Source organism: Sellimonas intestinalis (genome assembly GCF_001280875.1).
Lineage (GTDB): Bacteria > Bacillota > Clostridia > Lachnospirales > Lachnospiraceae > Sellimonas > Sellimonas intestinalis.
Map to the genome: position 1 here is coordinate 102,774 of NZ_LGAJ01000013.1, position 22,216 is coordinate 124,989.

A 22,216-nucleotide genomic window follows, 5' to 3' on the forward strand; every position below is an offset into this window, starting at 1 on the left:
GCTTCTCTCCCTGTACTACCGTACAGAGAAATCTGTATTTAGTTGTATCTTCATTATCCTTTGATGTACTGGGCAATCAGCTCCCAGATACCGTCCTTTTCGAATCCGATCTTCCATTCAGCCGCTCCGGCGAGATCATACTCCTTCATCACCTTGAGCTTGGCCTCCAGGGAAGACTCGTCTTCAAGCCAGATTTTGTACGTGTTTCCGTCCGCATTCCATTCTGCATAGTTCTGCTGTGTCGTCTCATCCCAGGTTGGGGTAACGCCTGCGCCTGATACGGCTTTCTCCGCATCCGGCATACCAATCGCCTGACTCGTCAGGCCCTCGGACGACTCGATCCACAGCCTTGTAAAGAGCGGAAGTCCGTTGATCACTTTTTCCTTCGGTACTTCTTTGAGTGTCTCCGTGATACCCTCTTTTACAAAATCAATAGATGCGACAGATCCGGCTTCCTCTGAACCGGAAAAATGCTCGTCATATCCCATAATAATCACGTAATCCGCCACAACACCCTGTTCTTCCCGGTTATAATGGCTTGTGAATCCAGGCACATAGTTGTCCACCGAGAGAACCAGGCCGTTCTTACGGCACTCGACGGATAATTCCCTCACAAACTGAATATAATGATCGCTCATCTCTTCTGTGATCTGCTCAAAATCCACATTGATGCCATCCAGACCTGTATTGAGCGCCTGAGTAATAAGCTGGCTTATCATATTCGCACGGCTCTGTGTATTACTCAATACTGCGAGCGTGTCGACCTGGTTAGTGAAATTATCAATCAATCCCCATACTTCCAGCCCTGCCTGGTGTGCCGTGTTGACATAATCGCTGTTTGCCAGTGAGGAAAGATTCCCGCTTGTGTCCTGAATAGAGAACCATGTCGGGGAAATGGTGGTAAGTCCGGACGTTCCCTCGATAACGGACGCTATATTTGCGTTGGCCGCCTGACTTGTCACCTGGTGCCATGCCAGGTTGATCTTATAGTCCTTATGGATGCTGGTGTACTCCGGTTCATCGTACTCAGACTCCCGCACCTGTGCCTCAGCTTTTCCAAGTGCATCTGACTTGGCATAACCGATGTAGCCGTCGCTTGTCCTGACCTTCACCCAGTCTCCGGCCTCCTCGATCACTACCACGTCATCTGACTTTTTAATCTCAGTCAACACCGGGCTCTTTACGCCTCCCAAGATGCGGACTTCCGTATTCTTTTTCACCTGGGCATGGTTTTCGTCCTTGTTCGTCACGACCACCGCCCTGTCCGGATTTTCGTAAACATCCAGAGTCATGTCTGTAAATTCCTTTACAAAATCCAGCGCAAGATAGACGGTATCATTTTCCATTTTTACAATTTCATAGTCTCTGGCCTGCGTCCCGTTTCCGGAACTAAACTCGCTTGCTCCCGCCGGTATACTAAGCGTCTGATCCGGTAAGGTATAAAGCAGTTTGTTTTCATTGGAGTCCCAATAAAATCTCTGATTCACATAATCGTGTACAGAATCGAAATCCAGATAAATCTGGCTTCCTTCTTTCATGCTCTTTACTTCAGGAATTTGGTTGTCGATCGTCATCCCCACCTGGTTGGTGGCATTAATACCAAAATACTCATTTTTATCAGCCTTTTCCTTCGACGGGCCATATCTGATCCATAATACGATTCCTGCCGCGACAGCCAAGATAAGTAAGAGCAGAAGAAGAACCAGGATGCGCTTTCTTCTCTTTCTGCGCTTTCGGATACGGCGCCTCATTTCCATTTCTTTCCTGCGTCTGAGTTCCTGATTACGGCGTCTTGGATCCTGCTGCTGTGCCGGTTTTACATTGCGTCTGTCCGGCCGCTCATCCGGTCTCCTCTTGCCTCGTCTTTCATCCATGTCCATACCTCCTGTATACGCTCACATTATATCAAGATTTCCTCTGCACGTCATTAAAAATTTTGATATTTTCGACTCCGTTCGCTGTAACTTCTGCGTAGAGGGGGGATCATCGCATGTTCATTTTTTATCCGATAGTTTTACAAACCTGACTTCTTTTACCTTTCCTTCCTCATCCGCCACGTAATCCCTCATATAAGAGAGATTTTCCTTCACGGCGTATTCGGACGCGATCTGAAGCGGACTGGCCGGATGCCCATCTATCTTCATCCGGACGCCCATCCGTTCATATTCCGAGAGTTCTGCAAACAGACGCCTGCATTCCTCGTCTTCTATGACGTCGCTCTCTCTACCATTTCCCATTTTTCTTTCCTGTAACCCGAAACATAAACTCTGAAAAACCATTTCAGTATGACTGCGGCCGGAGTATCTCCCTGTGAAGTGCATCAATTACTGATTGTGATATATTATTTATGATACCCCATATGCTGAAAAAGGTAGCATTGTTCCCGTTATTTTTCAAAATTTTATATCTTAGAAATCTGTCATTGAGTGTCTTTTGTGTGATTTTAATGAATATAACCTGAGAATAATTGTGATATGCTCTATTTTGACTCTATCGAACTGGCACAGATATGCTTTTCGCAAGAAAATCATGGCCGACACTGCATCTAAATCGATGCGGAACATGCTGACCAAAAATAGATCCTGTAAATATCCCCTCCTTTGCCTGTAAACGCAGTCATTCGGGAATACTACCTCTTGACCTGTTATTATACTCCTGTTTCCCTTAATTGCAAGTATTTTTTTCTAAAATTTATTTACATAATTTTATTTTTTGTTTATACTACTATTGAGTTCGTATAAGATTATTTACAGGTAGGAAGTGATGATATGAAAATTGAAAAGATCAATGAAAATCAAATCCGTTGTACCCTGACACGTGCCGATCTGGAGGACAGACACTTAAAGATCAGCGAGCTTGCCTACGGTACCGAAAAGGCGAAATCACTTTTCCACGATATGATGCAGCAGGCTGCTTTCGAGTTCGGATTCGAGGCTGACGATATCCCGCTTATGATCGAGGCGATCCCATCCTCGTCGGATTCCATCGTGCTCATCATCACAAAGGTAGAAGATCCGGAGGAGCTGGACACCCGGTTTTCCAAGTTCGCTCCTTCCCCGTTTGATGATACAGATACAGCCAGGAAGTCCCTCCCAGACAAGCTGGAGGGCGCAGAGGATTTTCTGCAGCTTCTCAACAAGGTGAAAGAAGCAGTGGCAGAGATGCCTGGAAAGCTCGTCCGGACCGAGTCGTCCGTCGGGACTGCCATCCGTCTCTTTTCGTTCGGCTCTCTTGACCGAGTACTTGACGCAGCGCATCTCCTCTCACCTATGTATCATGGGGTCAATACCCTTTATAAAGATCCGTCTGACGGATTCTTTGTTCTGGCACTCACACAGTCCAGCCATACGAAGAGTGATTTCAGCAAAATCTGCAACATGCTGACAGAATATGGTATTCTGGAGAAGAGTACTCCAGCGTCTCTTGCTTACCTGGAAGAGCACTGTGAGACGATCTATACTCAGACAGCCATCCAGCATCTTGCCAAACTTTAAATCAGACAAAAACACCGTCCGCAGGACTTACTCACCTGCGGACGGTGTTCTTTTCTATCTTTTATTCGTTTGCTTTTAAGAAAGCGTTGATCTTTTCTACTAATAACTCAGCGTCAATGCCATGCACCATGGCAGCCTCTTCCAGAGATTCCATCTGGGAAGCCGGACATCCAAGACAGTGCATTCCGATTTCCATAAGAATTGGAGCTACTTCCGGATGTGTATTAACAACTTCGCCGATCGTCGTAGTTTTCTCTACCTGATAAGCCATTTTAAATTCCTCCTTATTTACTTGGATTTACGTAATCCTTATTATAATACCATTTTTTCTAATTCGCAACCCAAAAGGTGCGCTTCTTCTACGAAATGTGTAACTATTCACCCATAAAACTCAGGTTCCCAGCTAAATTGCCACATAAAATTGTCAGAATTTTCTATATTTTATTTCTCCCACACCCCATCGTTTGATTATGGGAATGTCAACCTTTTTTTCCGGTTTTTTCGACAAAAAATTAATTTTATTGCATCTCCACAAAACATTCGTTCTTTTAAAAGGCAGAAGTTATCCCCACAATTCACAAGTTTTTATGTGGATAATGGGGATAACTTCGGAAAACAACGCTATTTTACCCTTTTTTTGCAATTTTGATGTGGAAAACGATTTTTACCGCGTTTTCCATTTTTTTACAATATATTACAAATTTGTGCATTTTGCCTATTCGCAATTTTTTTCTCTTTTGGCCTGTTTAGAAGATTCTTCTTACTGTCACAATACTTGTATAGGTAGCAGGAGAAATTCCAATCCCATGCGCCGGATCCTGGGCGTTGACAATCTGTCCATTTCCAGAATAAATACCTACATGGCCATTATAGCAAATGATATCTCCCGGCTGTGCCTCCGAATAGGATACTGCGTATCCCGCACTTCTCTGTGCTGAGGATGTTCTTGGAAGAGATACACCAAAGTGTGCATAGACCGACTGCACGAATCCGGAACAGTCCGCTCCGTTTGTGAGGCTCGTCCCTCCCCAGACATAAGGGTTGCCAATAAATTGGCATGCGTAATCCACCACAGCCTGTCTTTGTGCCTGCTTTCTCTCCGCCTCTTCCCGTGCCCGCTGTTCTGCCTCAGCCTGTAGTCTTGAAGCCTCCTCTTCCTTCGTTTCCCCATAGGAAAAAGTTACTTCCGTACCGTTTTTCAAGGCTTCGGCCTCCATTTGGCGGATCTTCTGCTGTGCGCTTTTCATCTCCATCAGATTTTCCGACCTCACAAATCCGGTTACATTACCAGAACGGATTGCTGTCCATTCTCCCACCGGGCCCTCCAGTGTAACGACATTCCCCGGATAAAGCTTTCCTGTCCAGTCACTGTCATCGGATGTACTGCTTCTGACATATAAATAATCAGAAGAAAGATTAACAAAACCGGTGTTCTCGTATTTTCCGTTCTGCTCTTTTACGATGAAATCCTCGTTGTCTCTCTCTTCTACTATAATGGAAGTATCTTCCTCTTCTGTATTCTGTACCGGTGTAAATAGTCCGCTTGTCCGCAGCACGCCATTTGTGGTTGGAAATGTTATGTTTTCTGTCTGACATACGGCAGTTTCTGCCTGTTCCAAACTATCCGACGCCTTAGCGTGTAGCCCGTTTGTCCCCAGCAGTCCGGCCGTCATGGCGATTACCAGTCCTTTTTTAAAACTCATATGCATAACCTGAATCCTCCTTCTTCTATAGTTATGTATATTTTCTTTCGTAATTATTACATATTTGTTACAAATATTACGTTTTGTATTCTAACATATTTCATTTCTTTGTCAAGAAGGTTTTCCCTTCGGGCACGGATTCTTTTTGATTTCTTCTTGACAAACTTCGAGTTTTTTTTTACTATAAATATAGTAATTGTTATTATTATTAAATGAAGGGAGGGGTTCCGTTGACAGCATTAAAGTACAGCAGGCAGCGCGAATCAATTAAGGACTACCTGATGCATACAAATGCACATCCTACTGCCGATATGGTTTATCTCCATGTAAAAGAGCAGTTTCCAAATATCAGCCTTGGAACCGTGTACCGGAATCTGAATCTTCTCTCCGATATGGGCGAGATTATTAAAATACCGACTCCGGACGGCGCGGACCGTTTTGATGGACGTACTGTCCCGCACTATCATTTCTTTTGCACCGAGTGTGGATGCATGAAAGATATGAATATGGAATGTATAAGGCAAATCAACCAGATCGCCAATGAATCCTTTGACGGGATCATCGAATCACACAGCATTACCTTTTACGGTAAATGCAGCAGGTGCCTTCACAGTCATTCCGAAGCGGCTGCGATGTAAACACGACGCAAATATGAACAATTTATAAATTCCAAAATAGGAATTGACAAGCATCGGCAAAAGTGCTATATTGATATCAGTAATTATTACTGTTTTCAAACAAACTAAGGATTAGAAAGAAAAGGAGATATGTATTATGAAAAAATGGGTATGTACAGTATGTGGTTATGTTTATGAAGGAGAAAATCCGCCGGCAGAATGTCCGCAGTGCCATGTTCCTGCTGAGAAGTTCCAGGAGATGGCTGGAGAGAGAACATGGGCTGCTGAGCATGTTGTAGGTGTTGCTCAGGGCGTCAGCGAAGATATTATTGCTGATTTAAGAGCAAACTTTGAAGGTGAGTGCTCCGAAGTAGGTATGTACCTTGCAATGGCAAGAGTTGCCCATAGAGAAGGATATCCGGAGATCGGATTATACTGGGAGAAAGCAGCATGGGAAGAAGCAGAGCACGCTGCAAAATTCGCTGAATTATTAGGTGAAGTCGTTACAGACAGCACAAAGAAAAACCTCGAAATGCGAGTTGAGGCTGAAAACGGTGCTACAGCAGGTAAATTCGACCTTGCAAAGCGTGCGAAAGCAGCAAACCTCGATGCGATCCATGACACGGTTCACGAGATGGCAAGAGATGAGGCTCGCCACGGAAGAGCATTTGAAGGACTCCTTAAGAGATACTTCGGCTAAGATATACCTAATTGTTATATTTCATGGGACGGTTCTTTGGAATCGTCCCGAAATCAGTCATTGAAGGAGGAAAAAGATGTCTAAATACGAAGGAACAAAAACAGAACAGAACCTGATGACCGCATTCGCGGGAGAATCTCAGGCAAGAAATAAGTATACATTCTATGCTTCTCAGGCAAGAAAGGCCGGATATGTACAGATTGCGAATATCTTTGAAGAGACAGCAAATCAGGAGAAAGAGCACGCTAAAATGTGGTTCAAAGAATTCCACGGAATCGGCGATGTAGCAGACAACCTGAAAGACGCTGCTGCTGGAGAGAACTACGAGTGGACAGACATGTACAAGACCATGGCTGAGGAAGCAAAGGCAGAGGGATTCGATGAACTTGCCGCTAAGTTCGAGCTTGTAGCAGAGGTTGAGGCTTCCCACGAGAAACGCTACAACAAGATTCTGGCTACATTTGAAGCAGGCAATACATTCAAAGGCGACGCTCCTCTTGGTTGGAAATGTAACAACTGCGGATATATTTACGAAGGCGAAGAGGCTCCGGAAGTATGTCCGGTATGTGCTCATCCGAGAGCTTACTTTGAAAGAAAAGTAGAGAACTATTAAAATCACCCATAGAATAAAACTGCCCTCTTTCCAGGATCTATACAGCAGATCCTGGAAGGAGGGCATTCTTTTACATTATTTTCTGATAGATCTGTTTCACTGGCACATACAGCAGGCTTACTGCCACAGCCATAAATACCGCATTGAATATCGTAGCCGGAATAGAAGCTGTGGAGGCTGCCACTGCAGCGCCAATGCCGCTTCCGGTAACGATGAGCCCGACAATTCCCATCGCCCATTCAATCAGAATATTCAGTATCGCATAGAGAATACTACAGATTACCACTCCTTTGTACTCTTTCTTACGGTCACCTCCCGCACGTCTCTGGAACCAGGCGAACAGCGCTCCCACCAAAAGACACTTGACAATCGTCTCCACAAATACCTGCGGAATCGATTGGACATATCCATTCAGCAGGTCAAAGATCAGCAAACCAGCCGTCCCTGTGACCGCGCCTTTTTTTCCTCCCTGGAGAAGCATCCCCATCACTACAAATACATGTCCAAAATGAATAAACGGCGTCCCGACCACAGCCGGAACCGGAATTCGAAATGCCTGAATTCCCAGAAAGGTGACAGCGGTAAAAAATGCCATACTGACTAAGGTTTTGATTTTCTGATCTTTCATCTCTATACCGCCTTCGTCCGTTTCGTTTCTTTCATAAGCATACCGCTCTTTAGAAGTACCGGGCGAAGCACGTTATAAAGAACTCCGGCTAGGACTACAGATACGATCGCATTGATCAGTGTCGCCGCACCGTTGATTTTAGCAAGTGTCTCCGCCATCTGCTGCGGCTGCCCTAAAATGTACTGTTTATAGAAATAACCGAAAATCGGATCCGCAAAAACATTGAATCCCAGTCCTGCGACACATGCCAGAACACTCCACTTCATCACGTATTTCTTATCCGTACTTTCATTGATTTTTGCGACACGGTGCGCTACAAGTCCAACAATCAGTCCGATGGCAAATTTCAAGATAAAGGTCTTCGGCGCCCCTACAATATAGATTGGATCCAAAAGATCTCCAATCGTCATTCCGATTGCTCCGGCAAGTCCGCCGTAGCCGCCACCAAGAATCAGCGCCGCCAGCGCACAAAAAGCATTCCCTGCGTGAATGGACGTCGCATCTCCTCCCGGCACCGGAATCTTAATCTGCAATACAAAAGCCACATAACTTAACGCTGCAAATATGGCGGTCTGTGCAAGTTTTACTGTTAATCGATGTCTTTGATTCATCATTCATCCCTCTCTTCCTGTTTCTTGCCCTATCTTATCACCGAACTGGATTTATTAAAATATCCAGTTTTATCATTTTTAACCAGTCCAGTATGCCCCGTTCTTTTTTTAAGAAATTTACTATTGATTTTTGGGAATAACGGATATAATATTAGCATATAGATTATATAGTTTTAAAAACTACATGTTGTTCTATGAATATGTTTTCAGAGGGAGGCAAGACTATGAACAGACATAACAAACATCTCAAAGATCCAGGAAGTGCAATTACTCATTTTATCGGTATGCTCATGGCTATTTTCGCGGCAGTCCCGCTGCTGATTAAAGCCGCAAGGGAGCCAGATCATATTTACCTTATCTCATTAACCATTTATGCGCTCAGTCTGATTTTACTGTATGCGGCAAGCACCACTTATCATACTTTTGACTTATCGGAGAAGGCCAATACGATTTTAAAAAAAATTGACCACATGATGATTTTTATTCTGATTGCTGGAAGCTACACCCCGATCTGCCTGATTACACTGAAAGGCCGAACCGGAGTCATCCTCCTTTCCCTTGTATGGGGAATTGCGCTTGTGGGAATTATCCTGAAAGCATTCTGGGTATTCTGTCCGAAATGGGTATCCTCCATTCTCTACATTGGAATGGGCTGGACCTGTGTCCTCGCTTTCACCCAGATTTTAAATGCTCTCTCACCGGCAGCGTTTGGCTGGCTTCTGGCAGGCGGTATCATCTACACGATCGGCGGCATCATCTATGCATTGAAGCTCCCAATCTTCAATAACCGCCATAAAAACTTCGGTTCTCACGAGATCTTCCACCTCTTCGTAATGGGCGGAAGCATGTGCCACTTCATTGTAATGTACGCCTTTGTACTTTAAAAGGCCACGCCTCTGCGTGACCTTTTCCCGGTCCGAGTCCTGTCAGGCCGGGTTTTCTTTTTGATATCCTATTTCATGTCCTGTCTGGCTTTCTTTTTGATACTCCTGGTAATTCTCGATCAATTCTTCTTTGCGTTTCCGGGGAAGACGCTTGATCTGATACTCCCGCCGCATCGCCTCTTCCCTGGAAGCAAATACTTCGTAGTACTGCAGAGCCACCGGACGCCTGGTCTTCGTATATTTTGCCCCTTTCCCCTCATTGTGGGCTTTCAAACGTTTTTTCAGATCGTTGGTCCACCCGGTATAAAAAGTACCGTCGCTGCATTTTAAAATATAAGTAAAATTTTTCTCTTCCTTCTGTTTTTTCATGTTTCCTCCTAGAAAGGTGCGTATGCTCCCCCCTGATAACGCTTCAAGAGAATCAGTGCCGCCACGGACGCACAGACCTCTCCGATCGGGAAAGACGCCCAGACTCCTGCAGGTCCCCAGACAGCGGACAATGCCACAGCACACGGGATCGTAATGATAAACTGTCTGAGAAGTGAAATCAGAAGCGAATGTTTGCCCTCTCCAAGAGATTCAAACACTCCCGAATAAATGACTCCGATGGTGGATACCAGAAATCCCAGACTGATCAGCCGGAGTGCCAGAATCCCCGCTTTCAAAAGCGATTCTTCCGCATCAAACAGCGCAAAGATCTGCCCCGGTATCGCAAGGGACAACACTGTACCGATCAACATAATACACCCTGCTGAAAGCAAACTGTAACGGATAATGCTTTTTACTCTCTCTTTCTCTCCTGCTCCGTAATTGTAACCAACCAGCGGACGCATCCCCTGAACAATTCCGTTCGCCGGCATATAGATAAAAGTCTGAAGTTTAAAATAAACGCCCAGGACCGCAACATATACATCAGAAAAGCCTCCCAAAATCCTGTTCAGAATACTAACGAGGATGGATGGCAGGGTCATCATAATACTGGACGGGATTCCCACACTGTAAATCTGAAGAATCATACTTTTTTCAAACTTAAGATATTTCGGATGAATCTCTACCGCAAACCGACGTCTTTTGTAAACAACGATGTAGAGCAGAAATGCTGTAATCTGACCGATTACCGTTGCATAGGCGGCGCCCTTCACCCCCATAGCCGGACAGCCCAGAAGTCCGAAAATCATAATCGGATCCAGGATAATATTAATGATCGCCCCTGTGGCCAACAAGATCATCGTGATCTTCATTTCCCCGATTCCCTGGAAAATCTTCTCAAAAGCAATCTGAAGCAGACACCCAAAAGACAGACAGAGGACAATATAAGTATAATCGCATGCCAAATCCACGATGCCATCATTTTTCGTAAACATAGCAAGAAACGGCCTTGTCACAAAGATACCAAGAAGCACAAACAGGATGCAGTGAATCACTGTCAGTGCCATTCCAATTGTCGCCGCCTGATTCGCCCTTTCCTTTCTCCCTGCGCCCAGGTGAATGGCTATGGCAGAACTGATCCCCACTCCAATTCCAACGGCTACGGATGTTACCACATTTTGCAGCGGATACGCAAGGGAAACCGCTGTCAGTGCATCCGTTCCAAGCCTCGACACATAAATACTGTCGACAATATTATACAATGACTGGATTAGCATGGAAATCATCATCGGCACTGACATCGACATTAAAAGAGGAAACACCTTTCCCGTTTTCATAAAATCGTTTGTCTTTTCCATCTCATCTCTCCTTACTCTTTCACGTCCCAAGAACAGAAAAAAGATCATATGCCTGTTTAATGCTGAAACAGGAAAACCATATGATCTTCATTTCACATTTATTTTTACTTGGATATGGTAGCACATTTTGTTCGCTGTTGTCAAACAGATTTTGAGAGACGCCCGTCATTATACGCCCGGAACTGTTCGCCTTCTTGTATCTATTTTCTTTACATTGCTTCTTCTCATTGCAGAAATCCGGAATAGTATTGCCGATAAAACTAATGCTAAAATCTGGACAGCAAATGCAAGGACGAGACTTTCCGTCAAACCCGCCACCAAAAAACCTAATGCCGCAATTCCTCCGGAAAAAATTGCGTACGGCATCTGTGAAACAACATGATCCACATGCCGGCATTGAGCGCCTGCACTCGATAGGATCGTTGTATCTGAAATTGGGGAACAATGATCCCCAAAAACTGATCCTGACAGCACCGCGCCCAGACAGCAGTATATCATTTCAGTCGGCATATTCAGGGACTGTGTGATCTGTACACTGATCGGCAGCATGATTCCAAACACACCCCAGGAAAAACCAGTTGCCAATGCCATTACCCCCGACAAAAGAAATAACAGAAACGGAAGAAATACCGCCGGTACTGCATATTTTACGATCAGTCCTGAAAGAAAGGTTCCCGCTTCCAATGCAGAGATCATATCGATCAACACCCACGCAAACAGAAGTGCGCTTGTCGCCCCCGCCACTGCCCGGATACCTTCCGCAGCCACCATGACCGGATGCTTCCCGTGAAGCTTAAAGTAACGGATACCACAATAAATACATGCCGCCACACATCCCAGGAGCAAAGACAGATAGGTAGACGCATTTTCCAGAATACGGAAAATATCAAAACTCCCGGATGCGATAAGTCCCGTCAGAAACATCATACAAAAACTGATTCCTGCCAGCAAAACAATCGGCACCACCAGATCAGATGCTTTTTCTTCTCCCTCTTTTTGTACCATTGTCTCGGCATGTCTTATGGCTCTCTCCTGACGGTAAATTGACGCCACATCCTTCATTTTTCCGACATTGATATTAAACCATGCGCTCAGTCCAACTACGCTCAGTGCAAAAATAGCGTAAAAATTGTAAGGGATCGTATGGATAAACTGATTAAGTGGGGCTGCCGTACGAGGCAGTAAAACCGCAAACAATGCAATAATATACGCTCCCCAGCTTGACAACGGACAAATCGAACATACCGGAGCACTTGTTGAGTCAATCAGATAAGCCAGCTTTTCCCTGGATACCTTGTAACGATCTGTCAGCCCTCTTGATACTTCCCCTACTGTAAGGGCATTAAAATAATCATCGATAAAGATGAGAATACCTAAAATTACCGCCATCATCTGCGCCATTCCCGCACTTTTAACCCGCTTTTGTGCCCAACGTGCGAATCCTGCCGCACCGCCATTTTTTTCAATAAATGCCGTTACCATTCCAAGACCAAGAATAAATAAAATCAGCAGAATATTGTCTGTATTTACAGCCCCATCCTCATAAAAAATGCCTACTGCTTCCTCCACAATATTTTTCATTGCTGGAAGAAGTTGAAAATTCTCAATCATAAGGGCACTAATGACAATTCCTGAAAAGATGGAAAGAATAATCCTCTTTGTAGCAATTACCATAACAATAACAAGCACCGGGGGAATCAGCGCATATACACTTCCAATCATAATTCCATTTACCGCCTTTCTATGCCTTCTTCCGATTTACCGGCAGCTCTCTTTTAGAAGCATATGTCCGCCCCTGATAACACAGCCGCTCTCCAAAATCCGGTCTGCTTCACCTGTCACCAGCGGCCGTACAAATCGTTTGACCTGTTCGCTGATATAGGAAGATGCCGTCCGGTAATAAATACTGGGAGTATGATCCACACAATAGTGAACCACGCCCTCTTCCACATAGAGGGGACATTCATATGTAGTCGGATGGGAAGTTTCCACTGCCCCCGCCTTGTCGCAGCTTACATCAATCAGAAGCGCCTCTTTTTTCGCATGGCACAATGTCTCTTTATCTATAATATGGTCCTTTCGTTTCGGATCCCATAATACTGCATTGACAAGAATATCGAATTCTCCAATATCCATTCGTAATTTTTCTTCCTGGTTTCTGCCATAGACAATTACTTCGGCGCCATCCTGAGTCAGTGCTTTCACTGCTCCCAAAGCCGCGTTTCCCTTTCCAATCACTGCGGCACGTTTTCCGGCCGGAAGCATCCCATAGCATTGGCAGGCATGCCTGACCGCTGATTCTCCGGCAAGTACATTATTTTTATAGAATACCTGCATCCCTTCTTCCATCATTTCTTCCCAGGCATATACTTCGAACTTCTTTCTCAGAAGAATTGTTTTTACCTCTTCACATACATGTGGATTCACCCATCCGAAAAGAGTGCGCCCCTCTTTCAGTTCTCTGAGATATTCTGCGTCTCCCACTTTCGGATCACACACGATATCACAGATTCTTAGAATCTCTTCCCTGTCGGCTGTATGTGCGCCGTTTGCCTGATATTCTTTATCATCAATTCCAAACTCCTTCCCATATCCGGTCTCAAAGACCAGATAATCCGCAAAATCCTTGAGATCATCCATATCATCAGGAAGAAGCGCAATTCGCCGTTCATTTTCCTTTTCGCTTTTCACAAATCCCATTTTTTTCATAAGGCAATGCTCCCGTTTTTATGATTTGCATTAGTTATAACACTTCGTCTGCAGAATACAACCACCTTAATCGTTTTTTAACAGATATCAAATCATTCTTAATCCCCCTCTAATAGTCCAAAAGCAACTCTTCACATCCACACCAGAAGAGAACCGAAACAACAAGCAGTCCTGGATTACCATGCGGGACGAGGATTCCAGGATGATATATGTAAAAATATGGAATTTGTGCAAAAGCCAACTTACAAGACTGGATAAAGAAATATAATAATCATAAAGAATTAATTTGGAGATTGGAAAAATCACATTGTCTTTTAGAGTTTTTTCTACGCCGCTCTAAACATCCCATATTCTTTCGGCACATGTAATAATCCATTGGAAGTTTGCCGTATCAAAATATTCTTAATGTCCTGCTTTGGGACATTCCACAGCAGCGCCATGCTGGACAACGAATAAATATATTCGACCATATCATTTACATTTGTTACTGCCAGCGAATCCATATATTCTAACTTTTCAACCTTTGAGAAAAATTTACTTAATATTTTGCCTCCATTTTGAAGTGTGAAATTTTTGTTTGTGCTCTCTTCCATACCATACCCAGAAAACAACTTGGAGAGATATTCCATAATCCAACTTTGTTCGTTGAATACTTTTCGTGAATAGCTATTCTTGTATTTAGGTTTGTTTCCGTTGCATATTGCTGTTTAACGATATCCGCATGATTCAAATTACTCATTGTCACACGCCTCCACTTATTGGTTTATTCCCACACAAATTATAACTCCCAGAAAAAGCCGACGCAAGATGAATGTCTTCTCATTCCCTTACGCCGGCATCTTCTACTATCTTTTCTTTTTGACGGTACAGCTTGTTCCTGTCTTTCCCTCTACTCACTCAAAAACTGAAGTGGGTCAATCGGCTGTCCGTCTTTACGGAATTCAAAATAGAGATTGCATCCTTCCACGCTGTAGTATCTGGTTGGCTCTGCCAGATAGCCAAGCACAGTCTTCGCCTCCACGCTGTCCCCGGTCTTTACCTGGACATTTTGGAGCTGTCCATAGATCGCTTCATAGCCGTTTCCCATATCTACGGTAACAGTTGTACCTTCCTGCGGAGTCCTGTCTATAGACTTGACAATACCTTTTCCCGCAGAGATTACCTGATCATTGACCGCACCACCGATAATCAGTGCCGGGTTATATTTATACTCTTCCAGTGTTGAAAAATACACGGTCTTGTCCATACTGTAATTCATCAGTACCGCTCCGCTCACCGGCCAGATCAGCTTGTCCCCTTCGCTGAAATTAATCTCATTTCCGCCGCCTGCTGTCTCCTGAGAATCCATTCCGCCATTTTCCGGCGTCTGGGACCCCGTTCCGTTCTCTGTGGCTGTTCCGGTATCTGTCCCGTCCTGCGTGGAAAGACCATCATTTTGACCAGACTGTGTATCGTCCCCGGATGTTCCCGTGCCAGAGGACGCCGGATCCTGCGTCTCTTCGTTCAGGCCGTTCTCTGGCAATCCCGAGAGCCCCTCGTCTGTCAGATCATCTGTAGACTCGTTGATCACATCGCCCGCATCCGCGCTCTGATATTCTTCCAGCTCCTTCTGACTTTCCTCTTCAATCTTAGCCATCTCATTTTTGACGTTACTTTTGTATTGCTGAAATGTATAGACACCCGTTAGAACGACTGCCACCGCCATACAGACTGCCATCCCGATTTTTGCTCCCCGCCGTTTTTTAGGAGCGCGCTTGTTGTTGTTCATCTTCATCACCTCTGGCATTATCTTTGCCAGAAACAAAGAAGCTTATTCTGTGTTGTCCAAAATTTCCGCAACTTCTTTTAAAACAGTACCCTCAAAAAAATATTCTAAAATTTTTTTATAGCTTTTACCCTCTTTTGCAAGTTCTTCAGCCATATTCTGGCTCAATCCGAGACCGTGACCAATCCCTTGCGTGATGACAGTCGTTTTTTTGTCTGTCTGACGCATCGTATAACAGGATGATGGCAGTTCCCACTGATTCCGGAATGTATCACCGTCAATCACATTCTCTCCCTGTTTTACTTCCAGCACATACCCTGCACTGTCCTGTTTGGTAATCTCATATCCGGTGCCGTCGATTTCTTTTGATTGAAATGCGTCCTCGGCATTTTTGTCCGCCGCACAGTCCACGCTCTTCAGATACGGATACTGATCTGTCCCAAGCACTTCTTTGGCATCCCGCGTCTTCCCGTTTGTCAGTCGGCAGTATGGCACATACGCAGGCTGGTCTTCATAGACAAGGATCCGTTCTTTTGTCTCATTCCACGCTTCCTTTAACCTTGCGTAATTTTTCTGCATCTTGCTTTTCCATTCGTCCTCCATCTCGTCCACCGTATAAAAGGGATCAGTAAAGACGAGTTCTTTTCCTTCCTCTTGCTCTGTCATCTTTTTGTAAATGCCAGTCCTTACAATGACCGCCTGCGCCTTGATCGTCTCTATATCCATATCCATTGAAATCTCTTTTGCCAAGACGCCCATTCCATACGCATCCAGCGACATGGTTGTCATCCGGTCGTTTCCGCCGCTTTGTACCGATACTTCCGTTTCCTTCTGTTTGGGAGCTGTGAGACCGGACGGACCATTGATAAAAATGGTAATCACATAGGGCAGCGCAATCAAAAGAAACAGGATACAGCCATATTTTTTCCATTTCCGAAGCATAAAAAAACCTCCCATACAGCATATGAGAGGTTTTTTATTCTTATTCCTGTTTGTTTCCCGTTGTTATGAATGTCTTAGGCATCCACCTTGATCTGATCTAAATGCCAGATATCGTCTACATATTCCTGGATCGTTCTGTCGGATGAGAACTTGCCGCAGCAAGCCACATTCATAAGCGCTTTCCTGGACCAGGCTTCTCTGTCTTTATACGCCTCTTCCACACGTTTCTGTGCGTCCGCATAAGAACGGAAGTCTTTCAGAATAAAGTATCTGTCTGCACGTTCCCGACCATGTGTGTTCACAAGGGAATCGTAGAGATCCCGGTACATTTCCCGGTTACCGTTTGCATAGGTGCCGTCAATCAACTGGTCTACCACACGCTTGATATCCCAGTCATTAAAATAGATATCCGTCGGATTGTAGCCGCCGTGATTCTCAAAGTGAATGACTTCCTGAGAAGAAAGGCCGAAAATAAATGCATTTTCCATGCCGACTTCTTCCACGATCTCCACGTTGGCTCCATCCATTGTTCCAAGAGTTGGAGCACCGTTAAGCATGAATTTCATGTTTCCGGTACCGGACGCCTCTTTGGAAGCTGTAGAAATCTGTTCACTGACGTCCGCCGCCGCGAAGATAATCTCTGCGTTGGATACCCTATAGTCCTCGATGAATACGACTTTAATCTTGCCGTTGATGCTTTTATCGTTATTGATCACATCCGCAACAGAGTTGATCAGCTTGATTGTCTCCTTGGCACGCACATAACCTGCCGCCGCCTTTGCTCCGAAAATAAAAGTTCTGGGATAGAAGTACATCTCCGGATGGTCTTTAATCTGATTGTACAGATACATTACATGAAGAATATTCAAAAACTGGCGTTTATATTCATGGAGACGCTTTACCTGTACATCGAATATGGATCTCGGATCAATCTCGATACCGTTATTGTTTCGGATATACTCTGCCAGCCGCAGTTTGTTCTGGTACTTGATCTCTGCAAACTCAGCAAGCGCTTTCGGATCATCCACATACTTTTTCAGCTTGCTCATCTCAGACAGATCGGTAATCCATCCGTCTCCAATGTGCTTTGTCACCCAGTCCGCAAGAAGCGGGTTCCCATGGAGAAGAAATCTTCTCTGTGTGATTCCATTTGTCTTGTTGTTGAATTTCTCCGGCATCATGTCGTAGAAATCCTTCAGCTCTTCATGTTTCAAAATCTCCGTATGCAGTCTTGCCACACCATTTACAGAATATCCTGCCACAATCGCAAGGTGCGCCATCTTCACCTGTCCGTCCCGGATGATTGCCATTCTTGCCACTCTGCCCTCATCGCCCGGGAATCTCACTCGGATCTGCTCGATAAATCTGCGGTCGATCTCCTGAATGATCTGGTAAATACGAGGAAGCAGCTTGGAAAAGAGGTCAATCGGCCATTTTTCCAGCGCCTCCGCCATAATGGTATGATTTGTATACGCAACAGTCTTTGTCGTCACATCCCATGCCTCATCCCATTCCAGGCCTTCCTGGTCAATGAGCAGATGCATCAACTCCGCAACCGCCAGAGTCGGGTGGGTATCGTTCATCTGGATCGTCACCTTTTCGTGCAGTTTGCGAACGTCATCATGTTTCTTCTTATAGCGCACAAGAAGTGCCTGGAGGCTTGCGGAAATAAAGAAATACTGCTGTTTCAGACGCAGTTCTTTTCCAGCATAGTGATCGTCGCACGGATAGAGCACGTCTACGATCATCTTGGCAAGATTCTCCTGCTCTACCGCATGACGGTAATCTCCACGGTTGAATGCATCCAGATGGAAATCAGTAATCGCTTCCGCATCCCAGATTCTCAATGTATTGACAACATGGTTTCCATATCCGATGATCGGCATATCGTACGGCACCGCACGCACCGAACTGTAATTCTCTTGAATAAAATTATTGCGCTTTGTCACCGGATCATACTCGATCCGGACGTCACCACCGAAGCGGACCTCTTTTGCGTATTCATCCCGGCGAATCTCAAACGGATTACCGTCCTTCAGCCAGTTGTCCGGCACCTCTACCTGATAGCCGTTCTCAATTTTCTGCTTGAACATTCCGTAACGGTAGCGGATGCCGCAGCCATATGCCGGATATCCCAGTGTAGCAAGTGAATCAAGGAAACAAGCGGCGAGTCTGCCAAGACCACCATTTCCAAGGGCCGCGTCCGGCTCCTGGTCTTCTACGATGTTCAGATCGATTCCCATCTCATCCAGTGCTTCCTTCACTTCCTGGTAGGCCGTCATATTAATCAGGTTGTTGCCGAGCGCTCGTCCCATCAGGAATTCCATGGACATGTAGTACACGGTCTTCGGATCCTTCTTCTCCATCTCTGCCTGGGTTGCCAGCCAGTAATCGATGATCGTCTCTTTTACCGCAAGGGATACCGCCTGAAAGATCTGCCGGCCGGTTGCTTCTTCGATTGTTTTTCTATAAAGGTTCTTAATGTTATTCTTTACTTCCTCTTTAAAAGCTTCTTTCTCAAATCTTTTACTGTACATCTTACTATTCCCTTCCTGAACATATTACATATCCTATGCTTCGTCTCTCTTTGCCACTCCAATGGTAACAGCCTCGCCGTTAATCTTCCACTCTTTGACGTAGCCTGATGGCTCTGCCTTTTCCAAAGAGACGGCAAGCACATCATCTGAGATTTCAGTACAGTTGTCTGTAAAGACGGCTTCTGCCCTCTCACTGCCAGTATATGTTACATGAATCTTATCTGTCACTTCAAAGGCTGCTTCTTTTCTCATGGTCTGGATCTTACTGATAATCTCGCGCACAAATCCTTCTTCCAGAAGTTCTGGCGTCAGATTCGTATCCAGTACGACTGTAATGCCATAATCGCTTTCTGATACATAGCCCTCTGTCTGCGTCATATCGATCAACAAGTCATCCTTCGTCAGGACAACTTCCTCACCATTGACGTTAAATTTCAGTTCGCCGTTGCTCTCCAGATCGTCCATCGCCTGGTTGCCGTCCAGACTTTCCAGCTCTTTTTTGATACCCCCAAGAAGCTTGCCGTATTTTGGTCCTACAGTCTTTAACTGTGGCTTGAACGTGTAGGTAGTAAACGCCCTGACGTCCTCTGTCTGCGTCATTTCCTTCACGTTAAGCTCCTCGGTAATGATCTCCCGATAGTACTTTGGAAGCTCTTCTACACCTTTTACGAACATCTTGCCAATCGGCTGACGATTCTTGATGTTAGCCGTATTTCTGCAGGCGCGTCCCATCACAACGATCTTGAGTACTTCGTCCATATAGCGTTCCAGCTCACTGTCGATCCATGACTCGTTTACTTCCGGAAAATCGCACAGATGGATACTCTCCGGCGCTGTCTGATCCAGGCTTCTTACAAGATTCTGATAGATTTCCTCTGTCATAAACGGAATCATCGGAGCCGCCGTTTTTGATACCGTCACAAGCGCCGTGTACAGTGTCATATACGCATTGATCTTATCCTGCTCCATTCCTTTGGCCCAGAAACGCTCGCGGCATCTTCTTACATACCAGTTACTCATATCGTCCACAAAATCCTGAAGCGCTCTTGCGGATTCCGGGATCCGGTAATTAGAAAGATTCTCATCCACAGTCTTTACAAGCGTGTTCAGCTTAGACAACAGCCATTTATCCATAACAGACAATTTTTCATATTCCAGTTTATATTTTGTAGCATCGAACTCATCAATATTCGCGTACAGTACAAAAAATGCATAGGTATTCCACAAGGTTCCCATGAACTTACGCTGTCCCTCCTGTACCGCCTTTCCGTGAAAACGGTTTGGCAGCCACGGTGCGCTGTTTACATAGAAATACCACCGGATCGCGTCTGCCCCGTAAGTCTTAAGCGCCTCAAACGGATCGACCGCATTCCCTTTGGATTTACTCATTTTCTGTCCGTTTTCATCCTGCACATGCCCAAGGACAATTACATTCTTGTACGGAGCCTTGTTGAAGATGAGGGTAGAAATCGCAAGCAGAGAGTAGAACCATCCTCGTGTCTGGTCTACCGCCTCGGAGATAAAATCTGCCGGGAACTGCTGCTCAAAGAGCTCTTTATTTTCAAATGGATAGTGATGCTGTGCGAATGGCATGGAACCGCTGTCAAACCAGCAGTCAATGACTTCCGGTACACGGTGCATCTCTTTTCCACATTCCGGGCAGCGAATCGTCACCCCGTCAATATACGGACGGTGAAGCTCGATATCCTCCGGACAGTTGTCCGACATGGATTTCAACTCTTCAATACTGCCGATAGCGTGCTGGTGTCCACATTCACATTCCCAGATATTGAGCGGTGTACCCCAGTAACGGTTTCTGCTGATGCCCCAGTCCTGTACATTTTCCAGCCAGTCTCCAAAGCGGCCCTTTCCGATGCTCTCCGGGATCCAGTTGATCGTATTATTATTATGGATCAAGTCGTCTTTCACCTCTGTCATACGGATAAACCAGGACTCTCTTGCATAGTAGATCAGCGGAGTATCGCATCTCCAGCAATGAGGGTAACTATGCTCAAACTTCGGCGCGGAAAAGAGCAATCCTCTCTTTTCCAGATCTTCCAGGATCATAGGATCGGCTTTCTTGCAAAATACACCTGCAAACGGAGTCTCCTCTGTCATTTCCCCTTTTCCGTCTACAAACTGTACAAATGGCATATCATAGCGGCGTCCCACCTTGGCATCGTCCTCACCGAATGCCGGCGCGATATGAACCACGCCAGTACCGTCAGTCAGTGTAACATAGGTATCACACAGCACATAAAATGCCTTTTTATGCTGCTTTTGGGCTGCTTTTGCCGCTCCGTCATAGAGAGGGATATATTCTTTCCCTTCCAGATCAGTCCCGACATATTTCTCCAGAATCTCATAAGCCGCCTCGCCCTCTTCTTTTGCAAGTCCGCCAAGCACCTGATCAAGAAGCGCCTCTGCCATATAGTATACACAGCCGTCCGCTGCCTTTACTTTGGCATACGTCTCCTCTGGATTCACACAGAGTGCCACATTAGACGGCAGCGTCCACGGAGTTGTCGTCCACGCAAGGATGTAAGCGTCCTCATCTTTTACTTTAAAGCGGACGATGGCTGAACGTTCCTTGACGTCCTTGTATCCCTGCGCCACTTCCTGCGCGGAGAGCGGAGTTCCGCAGCGCGGACAGTACGGAACGATCTTAAAGCCCTTATAGAGCAGCTTCTTTTCCCAGATCTGCTTTAACGCCCACCACTCGGACTCGATGAAGTTATTGTCGTAGGTAACGTAAGGATGCTCCATATCCGCCCAGAATCCGACTGTAGCAGAGAAATCCTCCCACATTCCTTTATATTTCCAGACACTTTCCTTACATTTGTCAATAAAAGGCTCCAGTCCGTATTCTTCGATCTGATCCTTTCCGTCCAATCCCAGAAGTTTCTCTACTTCCAGCTCTACCGGCAGACCGTGGGTATCCCATCCGGCCTTTCTCGGAACCATCTTCCCTTTCATGGTCTGGTATCTCGGGATCATATCTTTGATAACACGGGTAAGAACATGACCAATATGCGGCTTTCCATTAGCGGTCGGAGGGCCGTCGTAAAAGGTGTATGTCTCCCCTTCCTTTCTGTTTTCCATGCTCTTTTCAAAAATCTGGTTCTCTTCCCAGAATTTCTCTACTTCCTTTTCCCTGTCAACGAATTTTAAATCGGTTGAAACTTTCTGATACATGCTTTCCTCTCCTTTATTAGACTTCTCTATTTTAAATGTAGTTCCGAAAATGAGCCTCCAAAATCAAAAAACTCCCGTCCTGTAATAGGAC

20 protein-coding genes are annotated in these 22,216 nt (G+C 45.3%); 5 read left to right on the plus strand and 15 right to left on the minus strand.

Annotated elements, in window-relative coordinates:
- Nucleotides 1-53: 53 nt before the first annotated feature.
- On the minus strand, nt 54-1,874 hold the full coding sequence (locus tag AOA56_RS12130) for a glycosyl hydrolase family 18 protein (RefSeq protein WP_053769760.1): 1,821 nt from the start codon (nt 1,872-1,874) through the stop codon (nt 54-56).
- 120 nt (nt 1,875-1,994) lie between these two features.
- On the minus strand, nt 1,995-2,237 hold the full coding sequence (locus AOA56_RS12135) for a hypothetical protein (protein ID WP_034595027.1): 243 nt from the start codon (nt 2,235-2,237) through the stop codon (nt 1,995-1,997).
- A 531-nt stretch (nt 2,238-2,768) separates the two neighbouring features.
- Here AOA56_RS12135 and AOA56_RS12140 point away from each other — a divergent pair.
- A complete protein-coding gene (locus AOA56_RS12140) occupies nt 2,769-3,494 on the plus strand; it encodes an adaptor protein MecA (RefSeq protein ID WP_024733888.1) in 726 nt (241 codons plus the stop codon).
- Between the two features lie 61 nt (nt 3,495-3,555).
- On the opposite strand, the gene AOA56_RS12145 is transcribed toward AOA56_RS12140, so the two are convergent.
- Together AOA56_RS12145 and AOA56_RS12150 are read right to left on the minus strand one after the other, a co-directional pair.
- Complete coding sequence (locus tag AOA56_RS12145; protein WP_024733889.1) at nt 3,556-3,765, minus strand: DUF1858 domain-containing protein; 210 nt, start codon at nt 3,763-3,765, stop codon at nt 3,556-3,558.
- A gap of 475 nt (nt 3,766-4,240) precedes the next feature.
- Entirely contained in the window at nt 4,241-5,203 is a 963-nt protein-coding gene (locus AOA56_RS12150) for a C40 family peptidase (protein ID WP_053769761.1), read from the minus strand.
- Between the two features lie 224 nt (nt 5,204-5,427).
- Here AOA56_RS12150 and AOA56_RS12155 point away from each other — a divergent pair, with 224 nt between their 5' ends.
- From AOA56_RS12155 to rbr, 3 genes are all read left to right on the plus strand, one after another.
- Nucleotides 5,428-5,835, plus strand: coding sequence for a Fur family transcriptional regulator (locus AOA56_RS12155; protein WP_024733891.1), 408 nt, complete (start codon nt 5,428-5,430; stop codon nt 5,833-5,835).
- Between the two features lie 136 nt (nt 5,836-5,971).
- Nucleotides 5,972-6,514 (plus strand): NADH peroxidase, encoded by a 543-nt coding sequence (locus tag AOA56_RS12160; RefSeq protein WP_024733892.1) that lies wholly within the window; start codon nt 5,972-5,974, stop codon nt 6,512-6,514.
- Between the two features lie 76 nt (nt 6,515-6,590).
- Nucleotides 6,591-7,127, plus strand: coding sequence for a rubrerythrin (gene rbr, locus AOA56_RS12165; RefSeq protein ID WP_048621151.1), 537 nt, complete (start codon nt 6,591-6,593; stop codon nt 7,125-7,127).
- A gap of 70 nt (nt 7,128-7,197) precedes the next feature.
- Here rbr and AOA56_RS12170 read toward each other — a convergent pair whose 3' ends face one another.
- Nucleotides 7,198-7,755, minus strand: coding sequence for an ECF transporter S component (locus AOA56_RS12170; protein WP_053769762.1), 558 nt, complete (start codon nt 7,753-7,755; stop codon nt 7,198-7,200).
- Between the two features lie 2 nt (nt 7,756-7,757).
- On the minus strand, nt 7,758-8,366 hold the full coding sequence (locus AOA56_RS12175; protein ID WP_053769807.1) for an ECF transporter S component: 609 nt from the start codon (nt 8,364-8,366) through the stop codon (nt 7,758-7,760).
- A gap of 224 nt (nt 8,367-8,590) precedes the next feature.
- On the opposite strand from AOA56_RS12175, the gene trhA reads away from it, so the two are divergent.
- Nucleotides 8,591-9,250 (plus strand): PAQR family membrane homeostasis protein TrhA, encoded by a 660-nt coding sequence (gene trhA / locus AOA56_RS12180; RefSeq protein ID WP_048621152.1) that lies wholly within the window; start codon nt 8,591-8,593, stop codon nt 9,248-9,250.
- A gap of 42 nt (nt 9,251-9,292) precedes the next feature.
- Here trhA and AOA56_RS12185 read toward each other — a convergent pair whose 3' ends face one another.
- From AOA56_RS12185 to ileS, 9 genes are all read right to left on the minus strand, one after another.
- Complete coding sequence (locus AOA56_RS12185) at nt 9,293-9,619, minus strand: GIY-YIG nuclease family protein (protein ID WP_048621153.1); 327 nt, start codon at nt 9,617-9,619, stop codon at nt 9,293-9,295.
- 8 nt (nt 9,620-9,627) lie between these two features.
- Complete coding sequence (locus tag AOA56_RS12190) at nt 9,628-10,977, minus strand: MATE family efflux transporter (protein ID WP_024733897.1); 1,350 nt, start codon at nt 10,975-10,977, stop codon at nt 9,628-9,630.
- Nucleotides 10,978-11,145: 168 nt separating this feature from the next.
- Entirely contained in the window at nt 11,146-12,699 is a 1,554-nt protein-coding gene (locus AOA56_RS12195; RefSeq protein WP_053769763.1) for a Na+/H+ antiporter NhaC family protein, read from the minus strand.
- Between the two features lie 36 nt (nt 12,700-12,735).
- Nucleotides 12,736-13,686 carry a N(5)-(carboxyethyl)ornithine synthase gene (locus AOA56_RS12200; RefSeq protein WP_053769764.1) on the minus strand — a complete coding sequence of 317 codons (951 nt, stop codon included), beginning with the start codon at nt 13,684-13,686 and terminating at the stop codon, nt 12,736-12,738.
- A gap of 538 nt (nt 13,687-14,224) precedes the next feature.
- A complete protein-coding gene (locus AOA56_RS16040; RefSeq protein WP_062304395.1) occupies nt 14,225-14,425 on the minus strand; it encodes a hypothetical protein in 201 nt (66 codons plus the stop codon).
- Between the two features lie 150 nt (nt 14,426-14,575).
- The gene (locus tag AOA56_RS12210) at nt 14,576-15,454 is read right to left on the minus strand and encodes a murein hydrolase activator EnvC family protein (RefSeq protein WP_024733901.1); all 879 of its coding nucleotides are present in this window, start codon (nt 15,452-15,454) and stop codon (nt 14,576-14,578) included.
- Nucleotides 15,455-15,496: 42 nt separating this feature from the next.
- Nucleotides 15,497-16,393, minus strand: coding sequence for a SpoIID/LytB domain-containing protein (locus AOA56_RS12215; protein ID WP_053769766.1), 897 nt, complete (start codon nt 16,391-16,393; stop codon nt 15,497-15,499).
- Nucleotides 16,394-16,467: 74 nt separating this feature from the next.
- Nucleotides 16,468-18,930 (minus strand): glycogen/starch/alpha-glucan phosphorylase, encoded by a 2,463-nt coding sequence (locus AOA56_RS12220; RefSeq protein WP_048621158.1) that lies wholly within the window; start codon nt 18,928-18,930, stop codon nt 16,468-16,470.
- Nucleotides 18,931-18,963: 33 nt separating this feature from the next.
- Nucleotides 18,964-22,125 (minus strand): isoleucine--tRNA ligase, encoded by a 3,162-nt coding sequence (ileS, locus tag AOA56_RS12225; protein WP_024733903.1) that lies wholly within the window; start codon nt 22,123-22,125, stop codon nt 18,964-18,966.
- Between the last annotated feature and the right edge of the window lie 91 nt (nt 22,126-22,216).

What these genes read in the sequence shown, in the direction of transcription:
- AOA56_RS12130 (WP_053769760.1), bottom strand. Translation starts at nt 1,874, where the DNA reads ATGGATGAAAGACGAGGCAAGAGGAGACCGGATGAGCGGCCGGACAGA.
- AOA56_RS12135 (WP_034595027.1), bottom strand. Translation starts at nt 2,237, where the DNA reads ATGGGAAATGGTAGAGAGAGCGACGTCATAGAAGACGAGGAATGCAGG.
- AOA56_RS12140 (WP_024733888.1), top strand. Translation starts at nt 2,769, where the DNA reads ATGAAAATTGAAAAGATCAATGAAAATCAAATCCGTTGTACCCTGACA.
- AOA56_RS12145 (WP_024733889.1), bottom strand. Translation starts at nt 3,765, where the DNA reads ATGGCTTATCAGGTAGAGAAAACTACGACGATCGGCGAAGTTGTTAAT.
- AOA56_RS12150 (WP_053769761.1), bottom strand. Translation starts at nt 5,203, where the DNA reads ATGCATATGAGTTTTAAAAAAGGACTGGTAATCGCCATGACGGCCGGA.
- AOA56_RS12160 (WP_024733892.1), top strand. Translation starts at nt 5,972, where the DNA reads ATGAAAAAATGGGTATGTACAGTATGTGGTTATGTTTATGAAGGAGAA.
- rbr (WP_048621151.1), top strand. Translation starts at nt 6,591, where the DNA reads ATGTCTAAATACGAAGGAACAAAAACAGAACAGAACCTGATGACCGCA.
- AOA56_RS12170 (WP_053769762.1), bottom strand. Translation starts at nt 7,755, where the DNA reads ATGAAAGATCAGAAAATCAAAACCTTAGTCAGTATGGCATTTTTTACC.
- AOA56_RS12175 (WP_053769807.1), bottom strand. Translation starts at nt 8,366, where the DNA reads ATGAATCAAAGACATCGATTAACAGTAAAACTTGCACAGACCGCCATA.
- trhA (WP_048621152.1), top strand. Translation starts at nt 8,591, where the DNA reads ATGAACAGACATAACAAACATCTCAAAGATCCAGGAAGTGCAATTACT.
- AOA56_RS12185 (WP_048621153.1), bottom strand. Translation starts at nt 9,619, where the DNA reads ATGAAAAAACAGAAGGAAGAGAAAAATTTTACTTATATTTTAAAATGC.
- AOA56_RS12190 (WP_024733897.1), bottom strand. Translation starts at nt 10,977, where the DNA reads ATGGAAAAGACAAACGATTTTATGAAAACGGGAAAGGTGTTTCCTCTT.
- AOA56_RS12195 (WP_053769763.1), bottom strand. Translation starts at nt 12,699, where the DNA reads ATGATTGGAAGTGTATATGCGCTGATTCCCCCGGTGCTTGTTATTGTT.
- AOA56_RS12200 (WP_053769764.1), bottom strand. Translation starts at nt 13,686, where the DNA reads ATGAAAAAAATGGGATTTGTGAAAAGCGAAAAGGAAAATGAACGGCGA.
- AOA56_RS16040 (WP_062304395.1), bottom strand. Translation starts at nt 14,425, where the DNA reads ATGAGTAATTTGAATCATGCGGATATCGTTAAACAGCAATATGCAACG.
- AOA56_RS12210 (WP_024733901.1), bottom strand. Translation starts at nt 15,454, where the DNA reads ATGAACAACAACAAGCGCGCTCCTAAAAAACGGCGGGGAGCAAAAATC.
- AOA56_RS12215 (WP_053769766.1), bottom strand. Translation starts at nt 16,393, where the DNA reads ATGCTTCGGAAATGGAAAAAATATGGCTGTATCCTGTTTCTTTTGATT.
- AOA56_RS12220 (WP_048621158.1), bottom strand. Translation starts at nt 18,930, where the DNA reads ATGTACAGTAAAAGATTTGAGAAAGAAGCTTTTAAAGAGGAAGTAAAG.
- ileS (WP_024733903.1), bottom strand. Translation starts at nt 22,125, where the DNA reads ATGTATCAGAAAGTTTCAACCGATTTAAAATTCGTTGACAGGGAAAAG.